At 75.0% G+C, this 24,206-nt stretch carries 23 protein-coding genes and 1 pseudogene; 17 read left to right on the top strand and 7 right to left on the bottom strand.

Translation table 11 applies throughout. From position 1 onward, the window contains the following. Positions 1 to 25: 25 nt before the first annotated feature. Positions 26 to 295 (top strand): DUF1876 domain-containing protein, encoded by a 270-nt coding sequence (locus ACIPSC_RS27175; protein ID WP_400828723.1) that lies wholly within the window; start codon positions 26 to 28, stop codon positions 293 to 295. After that, positions 292 to 516, top strand: a complete 225-nt coding sequence (locus ACIPSC_RS27170; RefSeq protein WP_400828721.1) for a hypothetical protein — start codon at positions 292 to 294, stop codon at positions 514 to 516. Before ACIPSC_RS27175 ends, ACIPSC_RS27170 begins: the two co-directional genes overlap by 4 nt. 124 nt (positions 517 to 640) lie before the next feature. On the opposite strand, the gene ACIPSC_RS27165 is transcribed toward ACIPSC_RS27170, so the two are convergent. From ACIPSC_RS27165 to ACIPSC_RS27150, 4 genes are all read right to left on the bottom strand, one after another. Continuing rightward, positions 641 to 1,099, bottom strand: a complete 459-nt coding sequence (locus ACIPSC_RS27165; RefSeq protein ID WP_400828719.1) for a PPOX class F420-dependent oxidoreductase — start codon at positions 1,097 to 1,099, stop codon at positions 641 to 643. A gap of 256 nt (positions 1,100 to 1,355) precedes the next feature. Then, entirely contained in the window at positions 1,356 to 2,882 is a 1,527-nt protein-coding gene (locus tag ACIPSC_RS27160; protein WP_400828717.1) for an MFS transporter, read from the bottom strand. A 120-nt stretch (positions 2,883 to 3,002) separates the two neighbouring features. Further along, entirely contained in the window at positions 3,003 to 3,671 is a 669-nt protein-coding gene (locus tag ACIPSC_RS27155; protein WP_400828714.1) for a TetR/AcrR family transcriptional regulator, read from the bottom strand. A 206-nt stretch (positions 3,672 to 3,877) separates the two neighbouring features. Beyond that, complete coding sequence (locus ACIPSC_RS27150) at positions 3,878 to 4,435, bottom strand: GNAT family N-acetyltransferase (protein WP_400828712.1); 558 nt, start codon at positions 4,433 to 4,435, stop codon at positions 3,878 to 3,880. A 176-nt stretch (positions 4,436 to 4,611) separates the two neighbouring features. Between ACIPSC_RS27150 and ACIPSC_RS27145 the strand changes: the two genes are divergently transcribed. The 7 genes from ACIPSC_RS27145 (at position 4,612) to ACIPSC_RS27115 (ending at position 12,489) form a co-directional block, all read left to right on the top strand. Continuing rightward, complete coding sequence (locus ACIPSC_RS27145; protein WP_400828710.1) at positions 4,612 to 5,967, top strand: ATP-grasp domain-containing protein; 1,356 nt, start codon at positions 4,612 to 4,614, stop codon at positions 5,965 to 5,967. 149 nt (positions 5,968 to 6,116) lie between these two features. Continuing rightward, positions 6,117 to 6,977 (top strand): Rossmann-like domain-containing protein, encoded by an 861-nt coding sequence (locus ACIPSC_RS27140; protein ID WP_400829044.1) that lies wholly within the window; start codon positions 6,117 to 6,119, stop codon positions 6,975 to 6,977. Beyond that, on the top strand, positions 6,974 to 8,179 hold the full coding sequence (locus tag ACIPSC_RS27135) for a PLP-dependent cysteine synthase family protein (protein ID WP_400828708.1): 1,206 nt from the start codon (positions 6,974 to 6,976) through the stop codon (positions 8,177 to 8,179). Before ACIPSC_RS27140 ends, ACIPSC_RS27135 begins: the two co-directional genes overlap by 4 nt. Beyond that, on the top strand, positions 8,176 to 9,315 hold the full coding sequence (locus ACIPSC_RS27130) for a dipeptide epimerase (RefSeq protein WP_400828706.1): 1,140 nt from the start codon (positions 8,176 to 8,178) through the stop codon (positions 9,313 to 9,315). Before ACIPSC_RS27135 ends, ACIPSC_RS27130 begins: the two co-directional genes overlap by 4 nt. Further along, the gene (locus tag ACIPSC_RS27125; RefSeq protein WP_400828704.1) at positions 9,312 to 10,517 is read left to right on the top strand and encodes an MFS transporter; all 1,206 of its coding nucleotides are present in this window, start codon (positions 9,312 to 9,314) and stop codon (positions 10,515 to 10,517) included. Before ACIPSC_RS27130 ends, ACIPSC_RS27125 begins: the two co-directional genes overlap by 4 nt. Beyond that, positions 10,514 to 11,380: a class I SAM-dependent methyltransferase gene (locus tag ACIPSC_RS27120; protein WP_400828702.1), complete on the top strand. Its 867-nt coding sequence runs from the start codon at positions 10,514 to 10,516 to the stop codon at positions 11,378 to 11,380. Before ACIPSC_RS27125 ends, ACIPSC_RS27120 begins: the two co-directional genes overlap by 4 nt. A gap of 320 nt (positions 11,381 to 11,700) precedes the next feature. Then, positions 11,701 to 12,489 (top strand): VOC family protein, encoded by a 789-nt coding sequence (locus ACIPSC_RS27115; RefSeq protein WP_313763075.1) that lies wholly within the window; start codon positions 11,701 to 11,703, stop codon positions 12,487 to 12,489. Positions 12,490 to 12,576: 87 nt separating this feature from the next. On the opposite strand, the gene ACIPSC_RS27110 is transcribed toward ACIPSC_RS27115, so the two are convergent. Together ACIPSC_RS27110 and ACIPSC_RS27105 are read right to left on the bottom strand one after the other, a co-directional pair. Next, positions 12,577 to 13,074: a hemerythrin domain-containing protein gene (locus ACIPSC_RS27110; protein ID WP_400828699.1), complete on the bottom strand. Its 498-nt coding sequence runs from the start codon at positions 13,072 to 13,074 to the stop codon at positions 12,577 to 12,579. Between the two features lie 184 nt (positions 13,075 to 13,258). Next, a complete protein-coding gene (locus ACIPSC_RS27105) occupies positions 13,259 to 13,855 on the bottom strand; it encodes a TIGR03086 family metal-binding protein (protein ID WP_400828697.1) in 597 nt (198 codons plus the stop codon). A 224-nt stretch (positions 13,856 to 14,079) separates the two neighbouring features. Between ACIPSC_RS27105 and ACIPSC_RS27100 the strand changes: the two genes are divergently transcribed. Further along, a complete protein-coding gene (locus tag ACIPSC_RS27100) occupies positions 14,080 to 14,661 on the top strand; it encodes a DoxX family membrane protein (protein WP_400828695.1) in 582 nt (193 codons plus the stop codon). Positions 14,662 to 15,050: 389 nt separating this feature from the next. Then, a complete protein-coding gene (locus ACIPSC_RS27095; RefSeq protein WP_400828693.1) occupies positions 15,051 to 17,570 on the top strand; it encodes a collagenase in 2,520 nt (839 codons plus the stop codon). A 98-nt stretch (positions 17,571 to 17,668) separates the two neighbouring features. On the opposite strand, the gene ACIPSC_RS27090 is transcribed toward ACIPSC_RS27095, so the two are convergent. Next, complete coding sequence (locus ACIPSC_RS27090) at positions 17,669 to 18,430, bottom strand: PP2C family protein-serine/threonine phosphatase (RefSeq protein ID WP_400828690.1); 762 nt, start codon at positions 18,428 to 18,430, stop codon at positions 17,669 to 17,671. A 311-nt stretch (positions 18,431 to 18,741) separates the two neighbouring features. On the opposite strand from ACIPSC_RS27090, the gene ACIPSC_RS27085 reads away from it, so the two are divergent. The 6 genes and pseudogenes from ACIPSC_RS27085 to ACIPSC_RS27060 form a co-directional block, all read left to right on the top strand. After that, entirely contained in the window at positions 18,742 to 19,863 is a 1,122-nt protein-coding gene (locus ACIPSC_RS27085) for a VanZ family protein (protein ID WP_400828688.1), read from the top strand. Between the two features lie 188 nt (positions 19,864 to 20,051). Then, positions 20,052 to 21,152, top strand: coding sequence for an LLM class flavin-dependent oxidoreductase (locus ACIPSC_RS27080; RefSeq protein WP_400829042.1), 1,101 nt, complete (start codon positions 20,052 to 20,054; stop codon positions 21,150 to 21,152). Continuing rightward, positions 21,149 to 21,763, top strand: a complete 615-nt coding sequence (locus ACIPSC_RS27075; protein WP_400828685.1) for an FMN reductase — start codon at positions 21,149 to 21,151, stop codon at positions 21,761 to 21,763. Before ACIPSC_RS27080 ends, ACIPSC_RS27075 begins: the two co-directional genes overlap by 4 nt. A 225-nt stretch (positions 21,764 to 21,988) precedes the next feature. Further along, the gene (locus ACIPSC_RS27070; protein WP_400829040.1) at positions 21,989 to 23,095 is read left to right on the top strand and encodes a Dyp-type peroxidase; all 1,107 of its coding nucleotides are present in this window, start codon (positions 21,989 to 21,991) and stop codon (positions 23,093 to 23,095) included. Next, positions 23,092 to 23,892 carry a family 1 encapsulin nanocompartment shell protein gene (locus tag ACIPSC_RS27065; RefSeq protein ID WP_400828682.1) on the top strand — a complete coding sequence of 267 codons (801 nt, stop codon included), beginning with the start codon at positions 23,092 to 23,094 and terminating at the stop codon, positions 23,890 to 23,892. Before ACIPSC_RS27070 ends, ACIPSC_RS27065 begins: the two co-directional genes overlap by 4 nt. A gap of 218 nt (positions 23,893 to 24,110) precedes the next feature. Then, positions 24,111 to 24,206 (top strand): annotated as a pseudogene (locus ACIPSC_RS27060) (electron transfer flavoprotein subunit beta); the annotation flags it as partial.

Below are 24,206 nucleotides of genomic sequence, written 5' to 3'. Positions count from 1 at the left end.
CTGGAACCGCTGGAGGTGATCCGCCATGCAGACTCTTGTCGGTTGGCACATCGAGATGGAGTTCCGGGAGGAGGGGCCGCGGACAGCCGCCGCCGCTCTGCTCCGGCTGGGCGACGGGACGGAGCTGCGCGCCCACGGGTACACCAGCCGTCACCCGTCCGACCCGGAACAGCTGCGGGTCGGCGAGGAGATCGCGGCGGCCCGGGCGCTCAACGACCTCGCCTCGCAGTTGCTCACCAAGGCCCACGGCGAGATCCAGGAGGTCAGCCCGATCCCGACCCACCCGCTGACGTGACGGCGGCGGAACGCGGCAGCGCCACCCGCGCCGCACCCGGCGGACCGCCCGACCCGCAGCCCCGGAAGTCGCGGGCGCCGCTGCTCTGCCCGCGGTGCGGCCACGAGCAGCGGGTGGTGCCGGGCGGCCCGGAGCGCGCGGTGCGGGTGGTGCACGTCGGCACCGGCCGGGAGGCGTGCGAGCCGGGCGACCTCGCCAGGGCACCGGAGGACGGAACCTGACGCGGCGCGGGGCGCACCGGTCACCGGTCCGCCCCGCACCCACGCCCGTCCGCAGCGCCGACGGCCCGCGCAGGGTTCTGTTCGGTCGGCGCTCGCTTCGGTCGGCGCTCGGTTCCGCCAGGGCTCAGTTCGGGCAGTACGTCGTCGGCAGCGGCCACTCCGGCCCGATCAGCCGCGGTTCCAGCGCGTTGACCGTGATCCGGATGCCGACGGTCCCCGCCAGCCCGAGCCGCAGCCGGCTGCGGGCCAGCGCGATCAGCGCCGACATGCCGTACTTGTTGAGCAGTGAGATGCGGTAGCGCGCGGTCGCGTCCGCGTCGCAGACCGCCGCGCGGGCCGGGAACTGGCGGCCGGTCGGGCGTCCGTGGGAGTCGCAGGGGCCGACCAGGACCCGGGGGTGGCGCCGGATGCGCTCGGCCTCGTCGGAGTGGGCCGTGGTCCAGATGCCGAGGGCGGTGCCGTCGGCGACCACCCAGCTCTGCGACTCCACCCGGCTGCCGTCGTCGCCGAAGGTGGTGAGCAGGAGGTATCTGCTGTCGGCGAGATCGTCGGTGCGGTGGTGCACGATGTCCTCCCGTTCCACGTCGGGGGCGGTCGGCGGTCGCGGTGCTGCCGCCGGCTGCCGCCGCCGTGCAGCGCACGGAACCGACTCGCCCGGGTGCGGGTGAGCGCACCGGCCGGGTGGGTCACTCCATTCTCGTCCACCGGGGCCGCCGGTTCGAGGGGGATGCGGCTGCTCGTGGGCGGTGGGGCCGGTCCCGTGCCCGGAAACGGCGAGCGGCCCGCCCGGTGTCGGAACACCGGACGGGCCGCTTCGCACCCGAGTGGACCCCCGGCCGTCAGTGCACCAGCACCGGGATGTCGTTGCTCTCCGTCGCGCCGTCGCCGGAGGCGGCCACGGTGCTGCCCGGGCGACCGGCGTTGACCAGGACGAAGGCGATCGCCGCAGCCGTCAGCAGGATGCCGAACGACCACCAGATCGCGGTCGAGAAGCCGTGCACCATGCCCTGGAACTGCACCGCCTTGGCGGCGGCCGGGCTGGTCGCGGCACCCGCGTGGGCGGCCAGCCAGGTGGCGGTGGCGCTGGCGGCGATGGTGTTCAGCAGCGCGGTGCCGATGGCGCCGCCGACCTGCTGGGAGGTGTTGACCATGGCGGACGCCACGCCGGCGTCGCGCGGCTGGACGCCGTGCGTGGCCAGGCTCATCGCCGGCATGAACGCGGTGCCCATGCCGAGGCCCATCAGGATCAGGCCGGGCAGGATCAGCGCCGGGTACGAGGTGTCCAGGCCGATCTGGGTGAGCAGCAGCATGCCGATCGAGGCGACCAGGAACCCGGGGGCCATCAGGAACCGCGCGGGAACGCGGGTCATCAGCCGGGCGCCGATCTGGGTGGAGCCGGTGATCATGCCCGCCACCATGGGCAGGAAGGCGACGCCGGTCAGCACCGGGCTGTAGCCGAGCACGATCTGCAGGTAGTAGGTCAGGAACAGGAAGAGGCCGAACATGCCGATCACGGCCAGGCCCAGCGACAGGTAGACCCCGCCGCGGTTGCGGTCCAGGACGACGCGCAGCGGCAGCAGCGGCGCCTTGACCTTCCGCTCGACCAGGACGAACGCGGCCAGCAGGACGGCGGCGGCGACGAACAGGCCGATCGTGATGCCGGAGGACCAGCCGTCGGACTCGGCGCGGGTGAAGCCGTAGACCAGGGCGACCAGGCCGGTGGTGACCAGCAGCACGCCGGGGACGTCCAGACGGTTGCGGTTGCGGCCCTCGGCGGGCTCGCGGATCACCAGCACGGCACCGACCGCGGCGACGATGGCGAACGGGATGTTGACGAAGAAGGTCCAGCGCCAGTTCATGTACTCGGTCAGCAGACCGCCGAGGATCAGGCCGATCGCGCCGCCACCGCCGGCGATGGCGCCGTAGATGCCGAACGCCTTGGCGCGCTCCTTGGCCTCGGTGAACATCACGGCCAGCAGCGAGAGCGCGGCCGGCGCGAGCAGGGCGCCGAAGACACCCTGGAGGGCGCGGGCACCGAGCAGCATGGCGGTGTTGGCGGCGGCGCCGCCCAGGGCGGAGGCCAGCGCGAAGCCGGTCAGGCCGACCACGAAGGTCCGCTTGCGGCCCCAGAGGTCCGCCACCCGGCCGCCGAAGAGCAGCAGGCCGCCGAAGGCCAGCGCGTAGGCGGTGATCACCCACTGGCGGTTGCCGTCGGTGATGCCGAGGTCCTTCTGGGCCGAGGGCAGCGCGATGTTCACGATGGTGGCGTCGAGGACGACCATCAGCTGCGCGAGGCCGATGAATATCAGTGCCTTCCAGCGCCGTGGATCAGGCTGCGTGGCGGACAGGGCGTCGGTTTTTGGCATGGGGGTACTCACTTCACGGTGCGGTGCGTGCGCGGTAAGGGCAGTCGGTGTGCGGAGGACCGGCCGTGCGGTGCGCGTGGCGGTCGGGTCATCGGGGCCGGCCGCCGGAGCGGCCGAAGGTCAGTGGTCGGAGTGGAAGTCCTCGAAGGTCGCGGCCCGGCCGGGCAGGACCGAGGGTGCCGGCGCCCGCAGTCCGTCCAGGAACAGCTGCAGGTGGCGGTGGACGAACTCGTCCAGGAGCTGGCACGAGGTGCCCGGGAGGGGGCGGGTGAGCTGGCTGATCGCGATGAACAGGTCGCCGTGGTCGACGTCCGGACGGAGCTCGCCGGCCGCCTTGGCGCGGTCCATCAGCTCCACCACCGCGGTCGTCATCCGCTCGCGGACGCCGGCCAGGTCGGGATCGTGCACGTCGACCCGGTTGGTGAGGATCGGGCACAGGGCACCGACCTTCTCCTCGACCGTCGCATGCACGAACCGCTGGAGGGCGTCGAACGGGCTGCCGCCCTCGGCCTGCGCCGCCTCGGCACCGGCCAGCACGCGGTTCTTGACGAGCAGCGCCACCTCGCGGATCAGCGCGGTGCGGTCCGGGAAGTTCCGGTACAGCGTCGCGTTGCCGACCCCGGCCCGCTTGGCGATCTCGTCCAGCGGCGCGTCCGCGCCGTGCTCGACGAAAGCGTCCCGCGCCGCCATGATGATCCGCTCGCGGTTGCGGGTCGCGTCCGCGCGCAGCTTGGGCGTGCGGGCGGGCTCCGCGGTGCGGACCGGTGTGGTGGCGGCGATGCTGCTCACTGCGTGCTCCTTCCAGCGTACCGGGGAAATTCTCCCCGCTTACCAGCGTACCGGGGATCGTGTCCCCGCTTAGGCCTTCGAAAGAGCAAACGGGGAATCCGTCCCCGGAAATTTCGACCTCGGATGTGACCTGCGTCACATTCGTGGAGTGGGTGGAATGTGCTCCGCTCCCGGCGCCCCGCCCCGGATGCCGGCGGCGCGGCCGGTCAGACGGCGGCCGGGTGTCGCAGCGGGATCTCGAAGTGGACGGTCGCGACACCCGGCCCGTGCTCGCCGGTCGGGCGGGCGTCGTAGACCTCCTCCGCGAGGCCGCGCCAGAACGCCTCGGCGCCCGGGACGGCGGTGTTGGTGTGCAGGTAGAGCCGGCGGTAGCCGCCCTCGGCGGCGGCGAACTCGCAGGCCCGGCGCACCAGCTCGCGGGCCAGCCCGTTCCGCCGGTGCCCGGCGCGGACGTACACCCGGACCAGCTGTGCGGTGGTGCCGGACGGGTAGCGCTCGGCGAGCTCGCGCGGATGCGGCGGGTGGGCCGGCCCGGTCGAGTGCAGCGCGGTGGTGGCGACCACCTCGCCGCCGTGCGCGGCGACGAACAGGGCGTGGCGGGGGTGGTCGAGGTAGTGGCCCTGGAGGTCGACCACGTCGGCGTGCCAGTCGGGGACGTACCCGTAGCCGAACTCGCGGTAGAACGTGTCCAGGATCAGCCGGCGCGCACCCGGCACGTCGCCGGGCCTCGCATGCCTGATCTCATAAGGGTATTGACGAATCATCAGTTGACTCCCGGCGGCTGGGTGCGGGTGACTGCTCGGAACCCTACATGAAAACGACTTTCATCTGACGCTCCGCCGGGCGGGCGGTCGGGGCGCGTTGAAAATGAAAACGAATGCCGTTACCTTCTCCCTCGGCACGCCGGGCCGGGCTGCCGTAGCCGTCGAGAGGGAGAGCCGTGGCGCATCTGCTGGTGATCGAGAGCTGGGTCGGCTCCATGAGCAGACTGCTGCCGAGGGCGCTGGGGGAGGGCGGCCACCGGTTCACCTTCCTCACCCGCGACCTGCACCACTACCTGCGGTCCGCTCCCGCCGGCGGCCCGCACCCGCTGCTCGCCGCCGAGAACGTCCTGACCGCCGACACCAACGACCCGGACGCCCTGCTCCCGTACGCCGAACGGATGCACGCGGTGCTCGGCTTCGACGGCGTGCTCTCCTCCTGCGACTACTACCTGCCGACCGTCGCCCGGGTGGCCCGCCGGCTCGGCCTGCCCGGGCCGGCGCCGGAGGCGGTCACCGCCGCCTGCCGCAAGGACCTCACCCGGCGGGCCCTCGCCGGGGCCGGCGTCCCCGGCCCCGCGTACGCGCTCTGCACCGACCGTGCGCAGGCGGTCGCCGCCGCGCGGGCGATCGGCTTCCCGCTGGTGGTCAAGCCGGTCGACCTGTGCGCCGGGATGCTGGTCCGCGCCGTCGGCGACGAGCGCGAACTGGCTGCCGCGCTGCAGGCGTTGGAAGAGTTCCCGGTCAACGCCCGGGGCCAGCGGCGGGCGTCCGTGGTGCTGCTGGAGGAACTGCTGACCGGGCCGGAGGTCAGCGTCGAGACGGTCTCCGCCGGCGGTACCGCCCACGTCGTCGGGATCACCGACAAGAGCGTCGGGGGCGCGCCCGCCTTCGTCGAGACCGGCCACATGTTCCCTGCCGTGCTCGATCCGGCCGAGGCGGCGTCGGCGGCCGGCACCGCCGTGGCGGCACTCGCGGCGCTCGGCCTCGACCAGGTCGTCGCGCACACCGAGATCAAGCTGACCCCCGCCGGGCCCCGGGTGGTCGAGGTCAACCCGCGGCCGGCCGGCAACCGGATCACCGAGCTGGTCCGGCGGGTGACCGGGGTCGATCTCGCCGCCGCCGCGGTCGACGTCGCCCTCGGCCGCCGGCCCGACCTCGCCGTCCACGCCACCGGGGTCGCCAGCGCCGCGATCGCCTTCCTCGTCCCGGACGGCGAGGAGACCGGCCCGCTGGCGGGCTTCGACGGCGAGACCGCCGTCCGGCGTGATCCCGCGGTGGTCGAGCTGGCGCTCGCCGAACCGGGCCGCGAGGTGCGGCCCGCCACCAGCAACAACGAGTACCTCGGGCACGTGATGACGGCGGACACCGTCGGGGCCGGCGCGCGCCGGGCGGCCGAGCAGCTGCTGGGCGGGCTGGCGCCGCGCTTCGAGGCTGCCGAGGCGGCTGCCGGGGGCATCGGCGGATCCGGCACGACTCCCGCCGCCGGCCCCGCCGCGGGCGCTCCGGAGCGGGCCGCGGCGGTGCCCGCGTGATCGCGGCCGTTCCGGGCACCTCGGCCCCGTCGGGAGCCGCCGCCGATCCGTGGGCCGTGGGTGCGGCCGGGGCTCGCGGTGCGGTCGGGGCTCGGGATGCGGCCGGGGCTCCGGGTGCCACCGGGACCGTCGGCGCGGCCGGGACCGCGCTGGGCCGGATCGTCGCCCAGGCCCGCGCCGGGGCGTACGGGCCCGATCCGGCCGGGCAGCGGATCGCCCTCGCCTTCGGCACCACCCAGGCCGTCCGGCACCCCGGACGCGCCTGCGGCTACCGCAACGAGGTGCTCAGCCTGCGCCTCGGCGAAGCGGTCGGCTCCTGCGCCGTCGAGCCCGGCGACCTGCCCGCCGACACGCTCGCCGACTGCGTCGGTGCGACCGTGGCCGAGCTGCTCGACCACCCGCTCACCCCCGTCCGGGTCGCCGCCCTGGACGCCTACCTGGCGCACTGCCTGCCGCACGGCTGGGCGCACGGGGCCCGCCGGGTCACCGTCCCGGCCGGCGGCTCGCTGGAGAAGTCCCGCGCCCGGGCCTGCGCCGTGGCCGGCCTGCTCCCGCTCGCCCGGGTCCGCCGGGTGCTGGTGGTCGGCGTGGTGAACTCGCTGCTGGAGCAGCTCCGTTCGCACGGTGTCGGCTACCTGCCCTGTGATCTCAAGGGCGGCACCACGGAATGGGGCGAGCCCGTCCACCCGGACGCCACGGCTCTGCTCGACACCTGCGACGCGATCCTGGCCTCCGGCATGACGCTCGGCAACGGCACGCTCGACCCGCTGCTCGCCCACGCCCGCGCCACCGGCAAGCCGCTGGTGCTGTTCGCCCAGACCGGCAGCGCGGTGCTGCCCCGGCTGCTCGGCCGGGGGGTGAGCGCCGTGAGCGCCGAGCCCTACCCCTTCTTCTGGCTCGACGGCGGCCCCAGCACGATCCACCTGTACGGCGGTGACGGCCACCACCCCGCCCCCACCCGCGCTCCCGACGGCGGCGACGCCGCCCCGGTGGGCGGTGGGAGCCGGTGACCGCGCTGCTCACCCCGGCCGCCGTCGGCAACCCCGACCTGCTGCCGCTGCTCGGCCGCACCCCGCTGGCCCGGATCACCACCCCGCTGCCGCACCCGCACCCCGGCTTCTGGGCCAAGCTGGAGGGCCTCGGTGCCGGCGGCATGAAGGCCCGCTCCGCGGTCGCGATGCTCCGCGGCGCCCGCGCCCGCGGTGAACTGCGGCCCGGCGCCACGGTGGTGGAGTCCACCTCGGGCACGCTGGGCATCGGTCTGGCCTTCGCCGGACAGGCCCTCGGCCACCCGGTGTTGCTGATCGGCGACCAGGAACTGGAGCCGTCCATGCGGCAGTTGCTGCACGCCCACGGTGCCCGGCTGGAGCTGGTCGACCGGCCGGCCCGGCACGGCGGCTGGCAGGCCGCCCGGTTGGCCCGGCTGCGTGAGGTGCTCGACCGGCTCCCGGACGCCTACTGGCCCGACCAGTACAACAACCCCGACAACGCGGCCGGCTACCTGGCGATGGCCCAGGAGATCGGTGCCGAACTCGACCACCTGGACGTGCTGGTGTGCAGCGTCGGCACCGGCGGCCACAGCGCCGGGCTCGCCGAACCGCTGCGGCGCAGGTGGCCGGGGCTGCGGGTGATCGGCGTCGACTCGGTCGGCTCCACCATCTTCGGCCAGCCCGCACGGCCCCGGCTGATGCGCGGGCTGGGCAGCTCGATCCACCCGCGCAACGTCGCCCACCAGGCCTTCGACGAGATCCACTGGGTCGGCCCCGCCGAGGCGGTCGACGCCTGCCGGCGGCTGGCCCGCGGCGCCTTCGTCAGCGGCGGCTGGAGCACCGGCGCGGTCGCCCTGGTCGCGGCCTGGGCGGCCCGGGTCCAACCGGGCGCCGCCGTGGCCACCGTCTTCCCGGACGGCCCGCACCGCTACCTGGGCACCGTGTACGACGACGGGTTCTGCCGGCAGCACGGCCTGGAGCCGGACCGGGCCGCGCTGCGGCCGATCGAGATCCCGCACCCGGCCGCCGTCGAGGTCACCGGCTGGGCCCGCTGCCGCACCGGCCGCACGGGACCGGCGCATCCCGCGAGCTGCAGCGCCCGTCCGGACCGCAGCGAACGCACCGAACGCACCGAGCGCAGCGAACGCAACGAGCGCACCGGCCGTACCGAGCGCACCGGCCGCACCGGCCGGACCACCGACCGGCCCGAGGGGGAGCGATGAGGCTCGACGTGCGCACGGTGCGGCTCCGGCTCGCCGAGCCGCTGCGGATCTCCCGCTCGGTGACCACCGAACGCGACGCCGTCCACTTCGCCGTCCGCCACGGCGGGCTGACCGGCCACGGCGAGGCCGTCGCCAGCGCCTACCTGCGGCTGCCCGCCGGCCTGATCCGGCGCGAGGCCGACGCGCTCCGCCCGGACCTGGAGCGCTACCCGGACCCGGAGACCGCGCTGGTCGAACTCCAGCGTGGCGCCGCGCCGTTCAAGGAGCTGCCGGCCGGTGTGCTGGCCGCCGTGGAGGCCGCCCTGCTCGACCTGGTCGGCAAGCGGGCCGGCGCGCCCGTCCACCAACTCCTCGGCCGGCTCGCCCCGGTGGCCGCCGCCACCGCCCGCACCATCGGCATCGAGCCGCCCGACCAAGCCGCCGTCCTGGCCGCCCGGCTGGCCGGCGCCGGGTTCACCGTGCTCAAGGTCAAGGCCGGCTCGGCCGACCCCGCGGACGACCTCGCCCGGGTGCGGGCCGTCCGGGAACACGCCCCCGGTGCCCGGCTGCTGCTCGACCCGAACGGCGCCTGGACCGCGGACCTGGCCCACCGGCTGATCCCCGCCTTCGCCGCCGCCGGGGTCGAGGCCGTCGAGCAGCCGATCCCGCCCGGCACCCCGGACGCCCTCGCCGCGGTCGCCGAGCGCTCGCCGGTGCCGGTGATCGCCGACGAGGACGCCGTCGACCACGAGGACGCCTGTCGGCTCGCCGGCCGGGTCCACGGCGTCAACCTCAAGCTGGCCAAGTGCGGTGGCGTGCACCAGGTGCTGCGCATCCACGCCGCCCTCCGGGGCAGCGGTACCGAGCTGATGCTCGGCTGCCTGGCCGCCAGCTCGCTGGGCATCGCCCCGGCCGTCCACCTGGCCGACCGGGCCCGCTGGATCGACCTGGACGGGCACCTGCTGCTCGCCCACGACCCGTGGCAGGGCATCGGCGGCGCCGACGGCACCGTCCGCACGCCCGACCGGGCCGGCCTGGGTGTCCTGCCGGTGCCCGATCCGGACGCCGAGCCGGCCGCGGCGGCCCGCGCCCGGGCGGGCGGAGCGGCGCCCGCCCGCCCCACCCCGGGCGGAGCGCCGGCGGCGGCCGGCCGGTGAGGACGCTGCACGCCGTACGGAGCTTCCCGCTGCCCGTGCGGCTGCTGCTGGTCAACCAGCTCGGCGTCAACACCGGCTTCTACCTGCTCGTCCCGTACCTGGCCGGCCACCTCACCCACGACCTCGGGCTCTCCGCCCTCGCCGTGGGCGCCGTGCTCGGTCTGCGCAACCTCAGCCAGCAGGGCCTGTTCATCCTCGGCGGCTCGGCCGCCGACCGGCTCGGCGCCCGCCGGGTCATCATCGCCGGCTGCGCGCTGCGGACCCTCGGCTTCGGGCTGTTCGCGCTCGGCGACTCGCTCACCGTGCTGCTCGCCGCCTCGGCGCTCAGCGGGCTGGCCGGCGCCCTGTTCAACCCGGCCGTCCGCACCTACGTCGCGCACGAGGCCGCCGACCGCAAGGCCGACGCCTTCGCGCTGTTCGCGGTGTTCGCCACCACCGGGGCGCTGGCCGGCCCGCTGCTCGGTGCCCTCCTGCTGCTGGTCGACTTCCGGGCCGCCGCGCTCACCGCCGCCGGCGTCTTCGCCGTGCTGACCGCGGCCCAGGCGCTCGCCCTGCCCGAGCGGGCCGTCCCGCCGCCACCGCGCGGTGTGCTCGCCGACTGGCGCGAGGCGGCCGCCGACCGGCGGTTCCTGGCCTTCGCGTTCGCCATGGTGGGCCAGTTCGGCATGGAGAGCCAGCTCTACCTGCTGCTGCCCGACGCGGCCCGGCGCGCCACCGGCTGGGCGGGCGCGGTCGGCCTGGTCTTCCTCACCAGTACCCTGGCCAACCTCGCGCTCCAACTGCGCATCACCACCCGGCTCCAGCGGCAGGGCCCGCCCGCCCGGTGGATCGCACCCGGCCTCGCCGTGGCCGGGACCGGCTTCCTGCTGCCGCTCGCCACCCCCGGCCTGCCGGGCGTCCTCGGCGGCGTGCTGCTGCTCCAACTCGGCCTGATGACCGCCCAGCCCTTCGTCCTGGCGCTGATCCCCGCCTTCTCCCGCGGCGGCCTCACCGGCACCTACTACGGCCTGTACTACGTGGTCTCCGGTGTCGCCGCGGCCCTCGGGAACACGGCGGTCGGCCGCGCCATGGACGGCACCGCCGCCGCGCCCTGGCTGCTCTGCGCGGCCCTCGGACTCGGCTCCGCCACCGCGGTCGCCCGGTTGCACCGCACCGGGCGGCTCCCCGCCCCTGCCGGCCCACTCCCCAGCGAGGCCCGATGAACGGCCGCAACCTGCTCACCGACACCCCCGAGCTGTACGAACTGCGCTTCCCCGACCCCGGGTTCACCGCCGCCCGGTGGGCCGAGTCGGTGCTCCGCGACCACCGTGCCGGGCCCGCCGTGCTCGACCTCGGCTGCGGCACCGGCCGGGACGCCGCCTGGCTGCACCGCGCCGCCGGGCGGACCGTCACCGGCCTGGACAGCTCCACGGCGATGATCGCGTACGCCCGCGCCCACCACCCCGGGCCGGACTACCACGTCGGCGACATGCGGGACTTCCGCCTCCCCGGCCGCTTCGACGCCGCCCTCTGCCTGGACAGCGCGCTGCTCCACTGCCACACCAACGACGACCTCGACGCCGTGCTCGGCCGGCTCCGCCGCCACCTGCGCCCCGGCGGCCTGCTGGTCGCCGAGATGCGCAACGGCGCCTTCTTCCTGGGCCGCACCGAGCTCCTCGACGCCCCGCGCACCGACACCGTGACCCGCGACGGCACCGTCTTCACCTCGCACACCACCCTCCGGATCGACCACGCCGCCCAACTCCTGCGCCGCATCCGGATCTGGACCACCGACGACGGCGCCCCGCCGGTCGAGCAGCACTCCGCCTGGCGGCTGCTCTTCCCGCAGGAGCTGCGCCACCTGCTCGCCGTCAACGGCTTCACCGTCCTCGCCCTCTACGACCGGCCCGGCCCGCGGACCGAGCCGCCGTGGAGCGACGGCGCCGAGCCCGCCGACACCGCCGAGGACGACCGCCTCCACCTGGTCGCCCGGCTCGGCACCACCGCCGTGCCCACCCGCTCCCGCCGTGCCCCGGTTCGCGTCACCGCGCGGCCCGCCGCCGAGGCCGCGGACGAGGAGGCCTGACCGGGCACCCGTCACCGTCCTCTCGGGCCTCTCCTCCCGGCTGTCCGACGAGACGTCCACCCGGGGGCCGGCACTCCCCGGGCCGCGGCCGGCGCGCCCGACGCCTCCCGGCGCAGGCCACGGCGGCTTCGAACGGGCACCGAACCTCCGACGCCTCCCGGCGCAGGGGTTTCTCCCGGCCGGAGGCCGCGGGAGTGCGTGCCCCGGCGGCGCGGCCCCGGGCCGTTCCCCAGGACAGGGCCTACGCTGAACTCGCCCGGGCGGCCGGTCGGCCGCGGGAGTCGGGAGGGGCCCGGCGGCCGGGTTCGAGGAGGTGCGCGATGGGCAGCGGCGAGGGTGCCACGGTGCGCTGTGTGGCGGCCGTTCCGTGCTGGGTGAGCCTGATGGCGCACGATCTCGACGCCGCGAAGGCGTTCTACGGCCCGCTGCTGGGCTGGGAGTTCGAGCCCGGGCCGGACCGGTTCGGCCCCTACGTGCACGCGGTGACCGGGGGAGAGGCGGTGGCCGGCCTGGGCGTGGCCGGCAGCGGCTGGGCGATGCCGGTCGCGTGGACCAGCTACTTCGGCACCGAGAGCGCCGACGCGGCCGCCGACGCCGTCCGCGAGCGCGGGGCCACCCTCGCGGTGGGCCCGCTCGCCTTCGACGCCGGCCGGGTGGCGTTCGCCGCGGACCCGGCGGGGGCGGTCTTCGGCATCTGGGAGGGCCCGCTGGGCCGGGCCCGGCGCCTCGACCTGCCGGGCGCACCGGTCTGGATCGAGCTGCGCACGCCGGACCCGTTCGCGGCGGCGCTCTTCTACGGCGAGGTGTTCCGCTGGGACGGCCGGGACCCGGAACGGTTCGAGGTGCGCTGGGAGCACGACCGGGTGGTGCTGCGCACCGAGGGCCACAGCGTGGCCGCCCTCGCCCGGGAGCAGTCTGCCGGTCCGGCCGGCATGCCCCCGCACTGGGAGGTGTCGTTCGCGGTGTCGGACACCGACGCGGCCCTGGCCCGGGCGGAGGCGCTCGGCGGATCGGCACTCGGACCGGCCTTCGACTCCCCGTACGGCCGGGTGGCGCGCCTCCAGGACCCGGAGGGCGGGCGCTTCGCGGTGATCAGTCCCAAGGGCTGAGCGGACCGGGCCCGGGGTGGTGCGGGCGCCGCGCCCGCGAGCGCGCCGGCGGCGCGGCCCGGCCCCGGCGTCGCGCCCCGGCCCGCCTCAGCCGCCGGCGTCCGTTCCCGCCTCCGTTCCGGCCGGCGGACCGGCCTCCACGACGGCCGCCCGCTCGTTCCGCAGGTGCTCGCCGAGCGCCGCCCGGGAGCCGGCCGGCAGTGCCTTGCGCGCGGCCGGGAACAGCCCGGTCTCCTCCGCCGCCAGGTGCCGCCGGACGGTCTCGGCCAGGCCCTGCAGGAGGGTGCCGGGCGTGGGCTCGTCGGCGCCGAGACTCTGCAGGTCGGAGAGGTACTGGCCGATCGTGAGGTGGTCGTGGATGCACGCGAACACCAGGGCCCCGCCGTCCGGCACGTCGTGCTGGACCACCGGGAAGAGGTGCTCCTCCTCGGCGGCGCAGTGGCTGAACAGCAGGTCGGTCAGCTGATCGAGCAGCTCCTTGCGCTCCTGGCCGTCCGGGGGCACGGCCTCGATCCGGGCGAGCAGCTCCGTCACCGCCCGGTGGTCGGCGGTGAACTCGCCGAGGATGTCCGGCCTGCGGCTCATGGCACGCCCGCCTCTCGTCCGGTGGCCCCCCGACACCTCCAGTATCCGGCGTCGCTGCGGCGAACCGGCGGGCGGCGGGGAATCACCCCTGGTCAGGCCCCATTCCGTGGCGCAGCGCAACAGGCCGGGGCGTAACCGGCCTGCGGCCCGCCCCGCGCCACCCCGGGCCCTGCCCGGTGCCTGCTCAGGGCCGGTCGCGGCGCCCGGTGAGGGCGAGCAGCCGGGTCTGCGGGCTCGCGTCCGCCGCAACCGGGAGCGGCGGGTCGAACAGGCCGCTGCCGGAGAGGTCCCCGTAGCCGGCGTACTCGCCGAGCGCGTACTCCACCAGACCGGCCGGAAGCCGCGTGCGGCGGCGGATCCCCTCGGCGAGGTCCCAGGTGTGCACGACGGCGTCGGCGGTGAGCTGGTCCAGGTAGTACTGGCCGGAGACGTCGGCGAACGAGAGGTGGACGGTCAGCTCGGCCGCGCCGGGCACCTCGAACGCCGTTCGGGAGGCCTCGGCGGCGGCCGTCCAGGCGCCGACCGGGTCGGATCCGAGCACGTCGCCGTCGAAGCGGCTGCCGACCTCGGAGATCGTCGAGCCCATGAGCAGTTCCGGCACCCACAGCTGTTCGGACGTGAGGTGGTTGACCAGGTCGCGGACCGACCAGTCGGCGCACGGTGTGGGCGCGTCCCACTGGTCGGGGGCGACCAGCCGGACGCGTTCGCCGAACTCGTGCAGCGCCTCGGCGTACGGCGTCCCGGGCTGTGCGGACCGTCGGTGTTCCCTGCGGTGAGCCATACCTCCACCCTGCCCCCGACTCCCCGCCCGCCGCGACCGCGGCCCCGGCCGAGGGCCCGGCCGGTGGCCCCACCGCCACCGGAGGCGTCGCCCCGCGCGAAGTTGTTCAAATTCGAACCGACAGGTACGGTCGAGCTGCGGCCGTTCGAATTTGAACAACCTTCCCGGGTGGCTCGCCGCGCCACCCTCATCCCCTCGACTGACCTCGACCGATGGAGACGCGCATGCCGAGCACCAGCCCGAGCACGACCGCCCCCACCACCACCGCCGCCGCCACCGTCCTCCCGGGCCGGGCGGCCCCCGAGCCCGCCGCGGCCTCGCCGCACGCCTACGACGCCGGCCTCCTCCTGCTGCGCCTCGTCCTCGGCCTCACCATGGCCGCGCACGGCAGCCAGAAGCTGTTCGGCTGGTTCGGCGGCGGCGGCATCGACGGCACCGGTCGGTTCTTCACCATGAGCGGCTACCCGGCCGGCGACGCGATGGCCGTGGTGGCCGGCCTCACCGAGACGTTCGGCGGGCTCGCCCTCGCCGCCGGCCTGCTGACCCCGCTGGCCGCCGCCGCCATCCTCGGCACCATGGTCAACGCCCTCGCCGTCACCTGGGGCGGCGGGTTCTTCGCGCCCAAGGGCAGCGAGTACGAGTGGCTGCTGACCGCCGGTGCCGCCGCGCTCGCGCTGACCGGGCCCGGTCGCTACGCGGTGGACCGCTACCTGCCCGTGCTGCGTGCGCACCGGCTCGTGTACGGCGCGGCCGCCGTCGCGGTCGGTCTGGTGACCGCGGGCGTCGTCCTGCTGCTGCGCAAGTAGCGGGCGGGCGCCGCGCCCGACCGCTCTTCCTGCAAAGGAGGTTGGGCGGGCCCCTCGGCACGTCGGACGTGTGCCGCGTGCGGGCTGCGACAGGGGGTGCGCCCCTGTCGCAGCCCGCACGCGGCTGCCGTCGTGAAGACAACGGCCTTTCACCGCAGGCCTGAAGAGATCTCAGGCCTGCTGACGGCAACTCACGTCCGAGGGCTTCCCGGCGCCGTGTGATGTGTGTAATGGTACATGTCACACTCCCCACCGTGTGCTCGACGGGGCCGCCCCACGGCCTCGGCGCAACGGTCCTCACTCCCCGCACGGCCGCGCCCCCAACGCGGCCGCCAAGGTTCGGAGGCCCCCACGTGAGAACCGCACGACCCTTTCCGCAACTGGCCGGAATGGCCAGGTTGCTGACGATCGCCATGGCGCTGCTGCTGGCGGTCGGCCTGTTCGCACCCCGCAGCCAGGCCGCCCCGGCCTCGCCGCAGCCGGGTGGCGCGGCGTCCGCCGTCCCCGCCGGCCCCGCTCCGCAGCCCGCCATCGGCGCCGCACCCGAGGACGGCCGCAGGAACCGGCCGGTGCCGGCCAGCGACCGCGCGCCGCTCTCGGCCACCGCGCCGACCGACGAGGCCGGCCGCACCGCCGTCAAGTCCCAAGGCAGCAGCGCCTCCCCGGCGATCGGGGCGGCCGCCGCGACCTGCAACGTCGGTGACTTCACCAGCCGCACCGGTGCCGCCCTGGTCCAGGTGATCAAGTCCGCCGAGGTGGGCTGTGTGAACGGGCTCTTCTCGCTCACCGGCACCGACGCGAACAAGGCGTTCCGCGAGGCGCAGATGGTCACCGTGGCCGACGCCCTGCGCGACACGGCCGCGAGCTACCCGGGCAACAACACCACCTCCGCCGAGCAGTTGGTGCTCTACCTGCGCGCCGGCTACTTCGTGCAGTGGTACCACTCGGCCGACGTGGGCCAGTACGGCACCGCGCTGCAGACCTCGATCCGCGCCGCGCTGGACGCCTTCTTCGCCAACTCGCACTCCCGCGATGTCAGTTCGGAGAACGCCGGGACCCTGGGCGAGGCCGTCACCCTGATCGACAGCGCGCAGGAGAACGCCCGCTACCTCTACGTCGTGAAGCGGATGCTGGCCGACTACAACGCCGCCACCCACAACCCGGTCGGCATGGGCAACGCACTGAACGGCGTCTTCACCGTGCTGTGGCGCGGGCACCAGCTGCCCGCGTTCGTCAGCGCCGTCCAGGCCGACCCGAGCGTGCTCGACTCGCTGTACAACTTCGCGGCCGCCAACAACGCCCAACTCGGCGGCGACTACACCTTCCTGGTCTACAACGGCGCCCGCGAGCTGGGTCGCTTCCTGCAGTACGCCCCGCTGCAGGCCAAGGCCCGCCCGCTGGTCAAGGGCCTGGCCGACCAGTCCTCGGTGGGCGGCCGTACCGCCTACCAGTGGGCCGCCGCCGCCGAGATGGCGAACGAGTACGACGGCGGCAACTGCTCCTACTTCGGCACCTGTGACGCCGCCAACCGGCTCAAGGCGGCCAACCTGACCGTCAGCCACACCTGCAGCCCGAGCATCCGGATCCTCGCCCAGGCCCTGGACGCCACCCAGCTGAACACCGCCTGCACCAGCCTGAACGGCCAGGACGCGTACTTCCACACGGTGGCCCGGGACAACGGCCCGGTCGCCGACGACCGCAACACCACCATCGAGGTGGTGGTCTTCCACGGCCGCTTCGACTACGGCGTGTTCGCCGCGATGATCTACGGCATCGACACCAACAACGGCGGCATGTACCTGGAGGGCAACCCGGCCGCGGCCGGCAACCAGCCGCGGTTCCTCGCCTACGAGGCCGAGTGGGTGCGCCCGGACTTCCAGGTCTGGAACCTCAACCACGAGTACACCCACTACCTCGACGGCCGCTTCGACATGTACGGCGACTTCAACGCCGGCACGGCGACGCCGACCGTCTGGTGGGTCGAGGGCTTCGCCGAGTACGTCTCCTACTCGTACCGCAAGGTGCCGTACGACGCCGCGATGACCGCGGCCGGCCGCCACACCTACACCCTCCGGACCCTCTTCGACACCACCTACGACAACGCCGACTCCGAGCGGATCTACCGCTGGGGCTACCTCGCCGTGCGCTTCATGCTGGAGAAGCACCGCGCGGACATGGACGCGGTGCTCGCCAAGTACCGCGCGGGGGACTGGAACGGCGCCCGCAGCTACCTCACCCAGACCGTCGGCACCCGGTACGACGCCGAGTTCGATGCCTGGCTGACCACGTGCGCCGCCGGCACCTGCTCCGGCACCACCCCGCCCGGCAACCAGGCGCCCACGGCGGCCTTCACCACCGCGGTCGGCGAGCTGGCCGTCACCTTCGTGGACCGGTCCACCGACCCGGACGGCAGGATCGCCTCCCGCGCCTGGGACTTCGGTGACGGCACCACGTCCACCGCCGCCAACCCGACCAAGTGGTACACCGCGGCCGGCACCTACACCGTCACCCTCACCGTGACCGACGACAAGGGCGCCACCGCCCGCACCAGCCAGTCCGTCACGGTCGCCCGCCTGCCCGAGTGCTCCGGCGCCGACACCCGGCAGCTGGACCGCAACTGCCGGCGCAGCAACGCGGCGGCGACCACCGGCAACTACGCCCACTTCTACCTGTACGTCCCGGCCGGGACGAAGCAGCTCAAGGTCAGCAGCACCGGCGGCACCGGCAACGCCGACCTCTACTACAACTCCGGCGGCTGGGCGTACACCAACGCCTACACCGCCAAGTCCACCAACCTGGCCAACAACACCGAGACCCTCACCGTCACCAACCCGCCCGCCGGCTACGTGTACTTCAGCCTCTACGCCCAGCAGGGCTTCAGCGGGGTGAACATCAAGGCCGAGTACTGATCACCCGACCGTCCGCACACACCCGCGGGCCCCGGCGGAGCGCACCCGCGCCCGCCGGGGCCCCGGCGCGCCGGGCGGGCCCCGCGAACTCCCGCCCGTCAGGCGCCGATCCGCACCAGCGCCAGCGAGATGTTGTCCGGTCCGCCCGCCTCGATCGCCGCCTTCCAGAGCTCGAACGCCGCCCGCCCGTCGCCCCGTTCGACGTCCGCGCGGTGGCGGGCCAGCAGCTCGGCCAGCTCCTCCTCCGGCACCGGGTCGGTGAGGCCGTCGCTGCAGACCAGGTAGCGGTCGCCGGCCGCCAGCGGGGCGCTGCGCACGTGCGGTTCGACGAAGGTCAGGCCGAACGACCCGCCCAGGGTCTGGGTGACCATCGCGGTGGTACGGCGCCCGGGCGGCGGGGGCGGGCTGTCGTCCACGCTGACCCGGCGCAGCCCGTCGTCGGCGACCCGGTAGACGCGGCTGTCGCCGACGTTGAAGGCCACCGCCTGCTCGGCGAGCAGCACCAGGCCGGCCACCGTCGTCCCCATCGCGGCCAGGCCCGGATCGCCGGCCGCCACCGCGTACACGGCCCGGTTGCAGGCCTGCAGGGTCTCCCGGACGGCCTCCTCGCCGTCCAGGGCCGGTCCGGCCGCGGCCAGCTCCCGTGCCACCAGCGCGCTCGCCACCTCACCGCCCGGGTGCCCGCCGAGGCCGTCCGCCACGGCGACCACGCACGGCGGGCCGAGCGGGAACAGCAGGGTCTGCGGATTGGTGGTCACGGTCGCGCAGAGTGTCCACGGCCCGACCGTGAGGCTGTCCTCGTTGCGCTTCCGCACCAGGCCCTCGTGGCTCAGCGCGCTCACCGCGATGTAGGCCGCCATCGGCTCGCCGCCCTTCCGGAGGTCCGGGCCGGCCGTCCTTGCCCTCCCATTGTCGCGCGCCGCAGCTCCGGCGGCCCGCCGTCCGGCCGCCGGCCGCCCTCCGCCGGAAGGCCGGACCGGGGCCCCGACCGGGGCGCCCGCCGGCCGTCGCGGGCACCGCCGCTGCGGCCGGCGATCGGCTCTTCTCCCGTGCGGTGCGCGGACCTTGATGGCGGGTCGGCCCGACCCGTACGCTGGCCGCCGTTCCCGGGGGAGCCGCCGACCGCCCACGCGGGCCGCAGGCGGCGGGCGGCACGCTTGTGCGCGGAGCCGTGAGCGACGCCCGCCCGTTCCCGCCCCGTCCGGAAGCCGCGCCCCCGATGCTCGAAGCCAGCCTGTCCGCCGTGCCGGACCTGCTCCCGTTCTTCCTCGTGTTCGCCCTGCTGCTCGTGCCGCTCGCCCGGTGGCAGGGTGGCCGCCGGGAGCTCCCGCCCGTCGCCACGGTGCTCTGGGCCCTGGGCGGGGCGGGCGTGCTGGCCGTCACCCTGACCCCGATCGCCGGCGCCCACCCGGCGCCGAGCTGCGCGTACGGCCCGGGCGCCTGGCAGAACGCGCTCGGCCCGCAGGGGCTGATGAACGCCGCGCTGTTCGGGGTTCCCGCCCTCTTCGCCGTCCTGGCCCTGCGCCGCCCGTTCGCGGTGGCCGCGGGCGCGGTGGTGGCCTCCGCCGCGCTGGAGACCGCGCAGGCCCTGCTGCGCACCGGCCGGGCCTGCGACGCGGCCGACCTGCTGGCCAACGTGGCCGGGGCGCTGCTGGGCGTCGTGCTGGCGGCCGGCTGGCTGGCGCTGCGCCGGACCGGGCTGCGGGCCCCGCTGCTGCGGGACGCGCTCGGCGGGCTGGGCCTCGGGGCGGCCGGGCTGGCGGCGGTCGCGGCGGTGCTGCAGATCGCCGTCCCGGTCCACCGGGACCTCGGCGTCCGGACCCCCGCCGCCGGTGCGCGGCCGGCGCCGGACGGGGACGGCGGTCTCGCGCTGGCGACCGCGCTGACCGCCCGGCTGTACGGCCCGCAGGCCCGGGTGCTGACCACGTCCGTGCTCCCGGCGCCGCGCTTCGCGGTCACCACCGACGCGGGCAGCTTCCGGACGGACTGGCCGGCGGGGCGCCTGCTCTCCTTCACCGCCGTGCCGGGCCCCGCGGACGGCGCCCCGGGCCCGGTCGGGGCGGTGCCGGTCGGGGCCGAGGAGCAGGTGGCGGCGGGCGCCCGGTTCGCGGCGGAGTGGTTCGCCGACCTGACCGCCTCGGTGGCGCCGACGGTCACCCCGGGCGGGCCCGACGGGGCCTCGCGCACGCTCGGCTACCACCGCACCGGCCCGGACGGCGCGCCGCAGGCCGCCGGGGTGGAGATCACCGTCGACCCGGCCGGCCGGGTCACCGCCGCCGCCGCCGTGCGCTGAGCACCGTCCCACCTGCGCAGCCGTGCACCCGGACGCCCGCGCAGCGGCGGGCCGCGACCGGCCGTGCACCCACGGAACAGCGGCTGTGCACGCTCCCGGAATAACCCCGGACCGCCCGGTGCTAATGTGGTTGAAACTTTGACGATCGGATCCTGAAGCCGGGATTCACCAGGAGTGTGGTGAGCAGCATGCAGTTCGGAATCTTCACCGTCGGCGACGTGACCCCCGACCCCACCACCGGCCGCACCCCGACCGAGCACGAGCGGATCAAGGCGATGGTGGCCATCGCGCGCAAGGCCGAGGAGGTCGGCCTGGACGTCTTCGCGACCGGTGAGCACCACAACCCGCCGTTCGTGCCGTCCTCGCCCACGACCATGCTCGGCTACATCGCCGCGCAGACCGAGCGCATCATCCTCTCCACCTCGACCACGCTGATCACGACCAACGACCCGGTGAAGATCGCCGAGGACTTCGCGATGCTCCAGCACCTCGCCGAGGGCCGGGTGGACGTCATGATGGGCCGCGGCAACACCGGCCCGGTCTACCCGTGGTTCGGCAAGGACATCCGCCAGGGCATCCCGCTCGCCGTCGAGAACTACGCGCTGCTGCACCAGCTGTGGCGCGAGGAGGTCGTCGACTGGTCGGGCCGCTTCCGGACCCCGCTGCAGTCCTTCACCTCCACCCCGCGTCCGCTGGACGGCGTCCCGCCGTTCGTCTGGCACGGCTCGATCCGCAGCCCGGAGATCGCCGAGCAGGCCGCCTACTACGGTGACGGCTTTTTCGCGAACAACATCTTCTGGCCCAAGGAGCACTTCCAGAAGCTGATCGAGCTCTACCGCACGCGCTACGCCCACTACGGCCACGGCACGGCCGAGCAGGCGTACGTCGGCCTCGGCGGGCAGGTGTTCATGCGGAAGAACTCGCAGGACGCGGTGCGCGAGTTCCGGCCCTACTTCGACAACGCGCCGGTGTACGGGCACGGGCCGTCGCTGGAGGAGTTCACCGAGCAGACGCCGCTCACCGTCGGCAGCCCGCAGGAGGTCGTCGAGAAGACACTGACCTTCCGCGAGACCTTCGGCGACTACCAGCGCCAGCTGTTCCTGATGGACCACGCCGGCCTGCCGCTGAAGACCGTGCTGGAGCAGCTGGACCTGCTCGGCGAGGAGGTCGTGCCGGTGCTGCGCGAGGAGTTCGCCAAGGGGCGGCCGGCCGGCGTCCCGGACGGGCCGACGCACGCGGCCCGGGTCGCTGCGGCCGAGGGCCGGGAGCTCGTGGAGGTGTCCGAATGAGCACGTTCAAGCTGGTCGTGGTCAGTGCCGGGCTCAGCAAGCCGTCGTCGACCCGCCTGCTGGCGGACCGGCTCGCCGACGCGACGGTGCGCCGGCTCGGCGGCGCCGCCGAGGTGACGGTGATCGAGCTGCGCGACCTCGCCACCGACATCGCGCACAACTTCGTGACCGGCTTCCCGGGAGCGGCGCTGCGCGAGGCGATCGAGGCGGTGACGCACGCGGACGGCGTGATCGCCGTGACGCCGATCTTCACCGCCTCGTACAGCGGCCTGTTCAAGTCCTTCTTCGACGTGATCGACCACGACGCGCTCGCGGGCAAACCGGTGCTGATCGCCGCGACCGGCGGCACCCCCCGGCACTCGCTCGCCCTGGAGCACGCCGTCCGGCCGCTCTTCGCCTACCTGCGGTCGGTCGTCGTCCCCACCGCGGTGTACGCGGCCACCGACGACTTCGGCGCGACGGGGGACCGGCACACCGGCGGTCTGGCGGGCCGGATCGACCGGGCGGCGGAGGAGCTGGCGGCGCTGCTGACCGGGCGCGGCCCGGCCGCCGCGGAGCGGCCGGAGGCCGTGGTGCCGTTCGCCGAGCAGCTGGCGGCCCTGCGGGCCTGAGGGGCTGCGGCCCTGAGGCCCACCACCCGGATGCCCCGGACGGACCCCGCTCCGTCCGGGGCATCCGGGCCGTCCGGGCGGCCGACGCGCGGCCGCCCGGCGCGCCCGAATGTCCGCTCTGCGGTGTAATCGTACGGATGATCAGATCTCCGCTGCTTCGCTGCGCCCTGCCCTCCCGGGAGTCCTGAGGTGGAGTCCGAGTCCGTCCCGCCGTCCGCGTCCCCCCTGCCGCCCGAGCCCGCCCCACCGCCCGCCGCGACCTCCGGGCCGGCCCCTGCACCGCCCCCGCGGCCGCAGGACGTCCTCACCCCGCTCACCGGCGCCGCCGTCTTCCTGGTGCTGACCATCGACCCCGGCGGCGAACAGGCCGTCCGCGACCTGCTCCCCGACCTGGCCGGCCTGCGCCGCTCGGTCGGCTTCCGGGCCCCGGACGGCGGACTGGCCTGCGTCGCCGGGATCGGTTCGGACGCCTGGGACCGGCTCTTCGCCGGCCCCCGGCCCGCCGGGCTGCACCCCTTCCGCGAGCTGGCCGGCCCCCGCCACCGGGCCCCCGCCACCCCCGGCGACCTGCTGCTCCACCTCCGGGCCGCCCGGATGGACCTCTGCTTCGAACTGGCCGGCCTGCTCACCGGGCGGCTGGCCGGCGCCGCCACCGTGGTGGACTCGGCCGAGGGCTTCCGCTACTTCGACAACCGCGACCTGCTCGGTTTCGTCGACGGCACCGAGAACCCCGAGGGCGGGGCGGCCGCGGCGGCCGTGACCGTGGGCGCGGAGGATCCGGCCTTCGCCGGCGGCAGCTACGTCATCGTGCAGAAGTACCTGCACGACCTGGACGCCTGGAACGCCCTCACGGTGGAGCAGCAGGAGCTGGCCGTCGGCCGCACCAAGCTGACCGACGTGGAGCTGTCCGACGCGGTGAAGCCGCCGGACTCGCACGTCGCACTCACCGGGGTGACCGGCCCGGACGGCGAGGAGCTGCAGATCATGCGCTTCAACATGCCGTTCGGCTCCTTCGCCGGGGGCGGCGAGTTCGGGACGTACTTCATCGGCTACGCCGCCACCCCCGCGGTGACCGAGGAGATGCTGCGCAACATGTTCCTCGGCCGTCCGCCCGGCCGGCACGACCGGCTGCTCGACTTCTCCACGGCCGTCACCGGCTCGCTGTTCCACGTGCCGACCGCCGACTTCCTGGCCGACCCGCCGCCCGCACCGCCCGCGCCGTCCGCGACCGGGGCCGAGGCCGTGCCCGCCCCCGGCCCCACCGAGATCCCCGCCGCCGCCTCCGATGGCTCGCTCGCCATCGGCAGTCTGAAGAGGACCCCCGCACGATGAGCAACCTCCACCGCGACCTGGCCCCCGTGTCCGCCGCCGCCTGGGCGGAGATCGAGGAGGAGGCCCGCCAGACCTTCACCCTCCACGTCGCGGGCCGCCGGGTGGTCGACCTGAGCGGCCCCGAGGGCGCCACCCTCGCCGCCGTCGGCACCGGCCACCTGACCCGGATCGACCCGCCCGCCGAGGGCGTCCTCGCGCACGCCCGCGACGCCCGGCCGGTGGTCGAGCTGCGGGTGCCGTTCACGGTGAGCCGCGAGGCCGTCGACGACGTGGAGCGCGGCTCCCGCGACTCCGACTGGCAGCCGGTGAAGGACGCCGCCCGCACCCTCGCCCTCGCCGAGGACCGCGCGATCTTCGAGGGCTACCCGGCCGCCGCCGTCGAGGGCATCCGCGCCGGTGCGAGCAACCCGCCGATCCCGCTGCCCGACGACGTCCGCAGCTACCCGACCACGGTCAGCCAGGCCCTCACCGCGCTGCGCCTGGCCGGCGTCGGCGGCCCGTACTCCCTGCTGCTCGGCGCCGACACCTTCACCGCGGTCAGCGAGACCAGCGACCACGGCTACCCCGTCGCCGCCCACATCGCCCGCCTCCTCGACGGCGAGATCATCTGGGCCCCGGCGATCGAGGGCGCCTACCTGCTCTCCACCCGGGGCGGCGACTTCGAGCTCTTCCTCGGCCAGGACGTCTCGGTCGGCTACCTCTCGCACGACGCCGGGTCGGTCTCGCTCTACCTCCAGGAGTCGCTGACCTTCCGCCTCTACACCGCCGAGGCCGCCGTCGTGCTCGGTGATCGGTGAGCGAACGGCCGAAGGGTACTGAGTTCCTTTACGCGGGGTACTGAGTACCGTATTGTCTTCGGTAAGCCTCTGACGCCAGTCGAAGAGAGCCGACACGGCATGCCGGTCCAGGTGGCGCCCCGGGCGCGCGGGCAGCGGCCGGACCGGGTTTGGCACTCAGTACCCTCGGCATGACCCGAGGCCCATGGACCAGCGCACCCGTATCAGGAGAACCGCTCATGAGCTTGAGGATCGTTGTCTGTGTGAAGTACGTGCCGGACGCGACGGGTGACCGTCGGTTCGCGGACGACCACACCACCGACCGGGAGGGCGTG

Origin of the sequence: Kitasatospora sp. NPDC090091 (genome assembly GCF_044747365.1) — a bacterium.
Classification (GTDB): Bacteria; Actinomycetota; Actinomycetes; order Streptomycetales; family Streptomycetaceae; genus Kitasatospora.
Note: the sequence above shows the minus strand (reverse complement) of the source record. Positions and strands in the feature narration are given on the sequence as shown.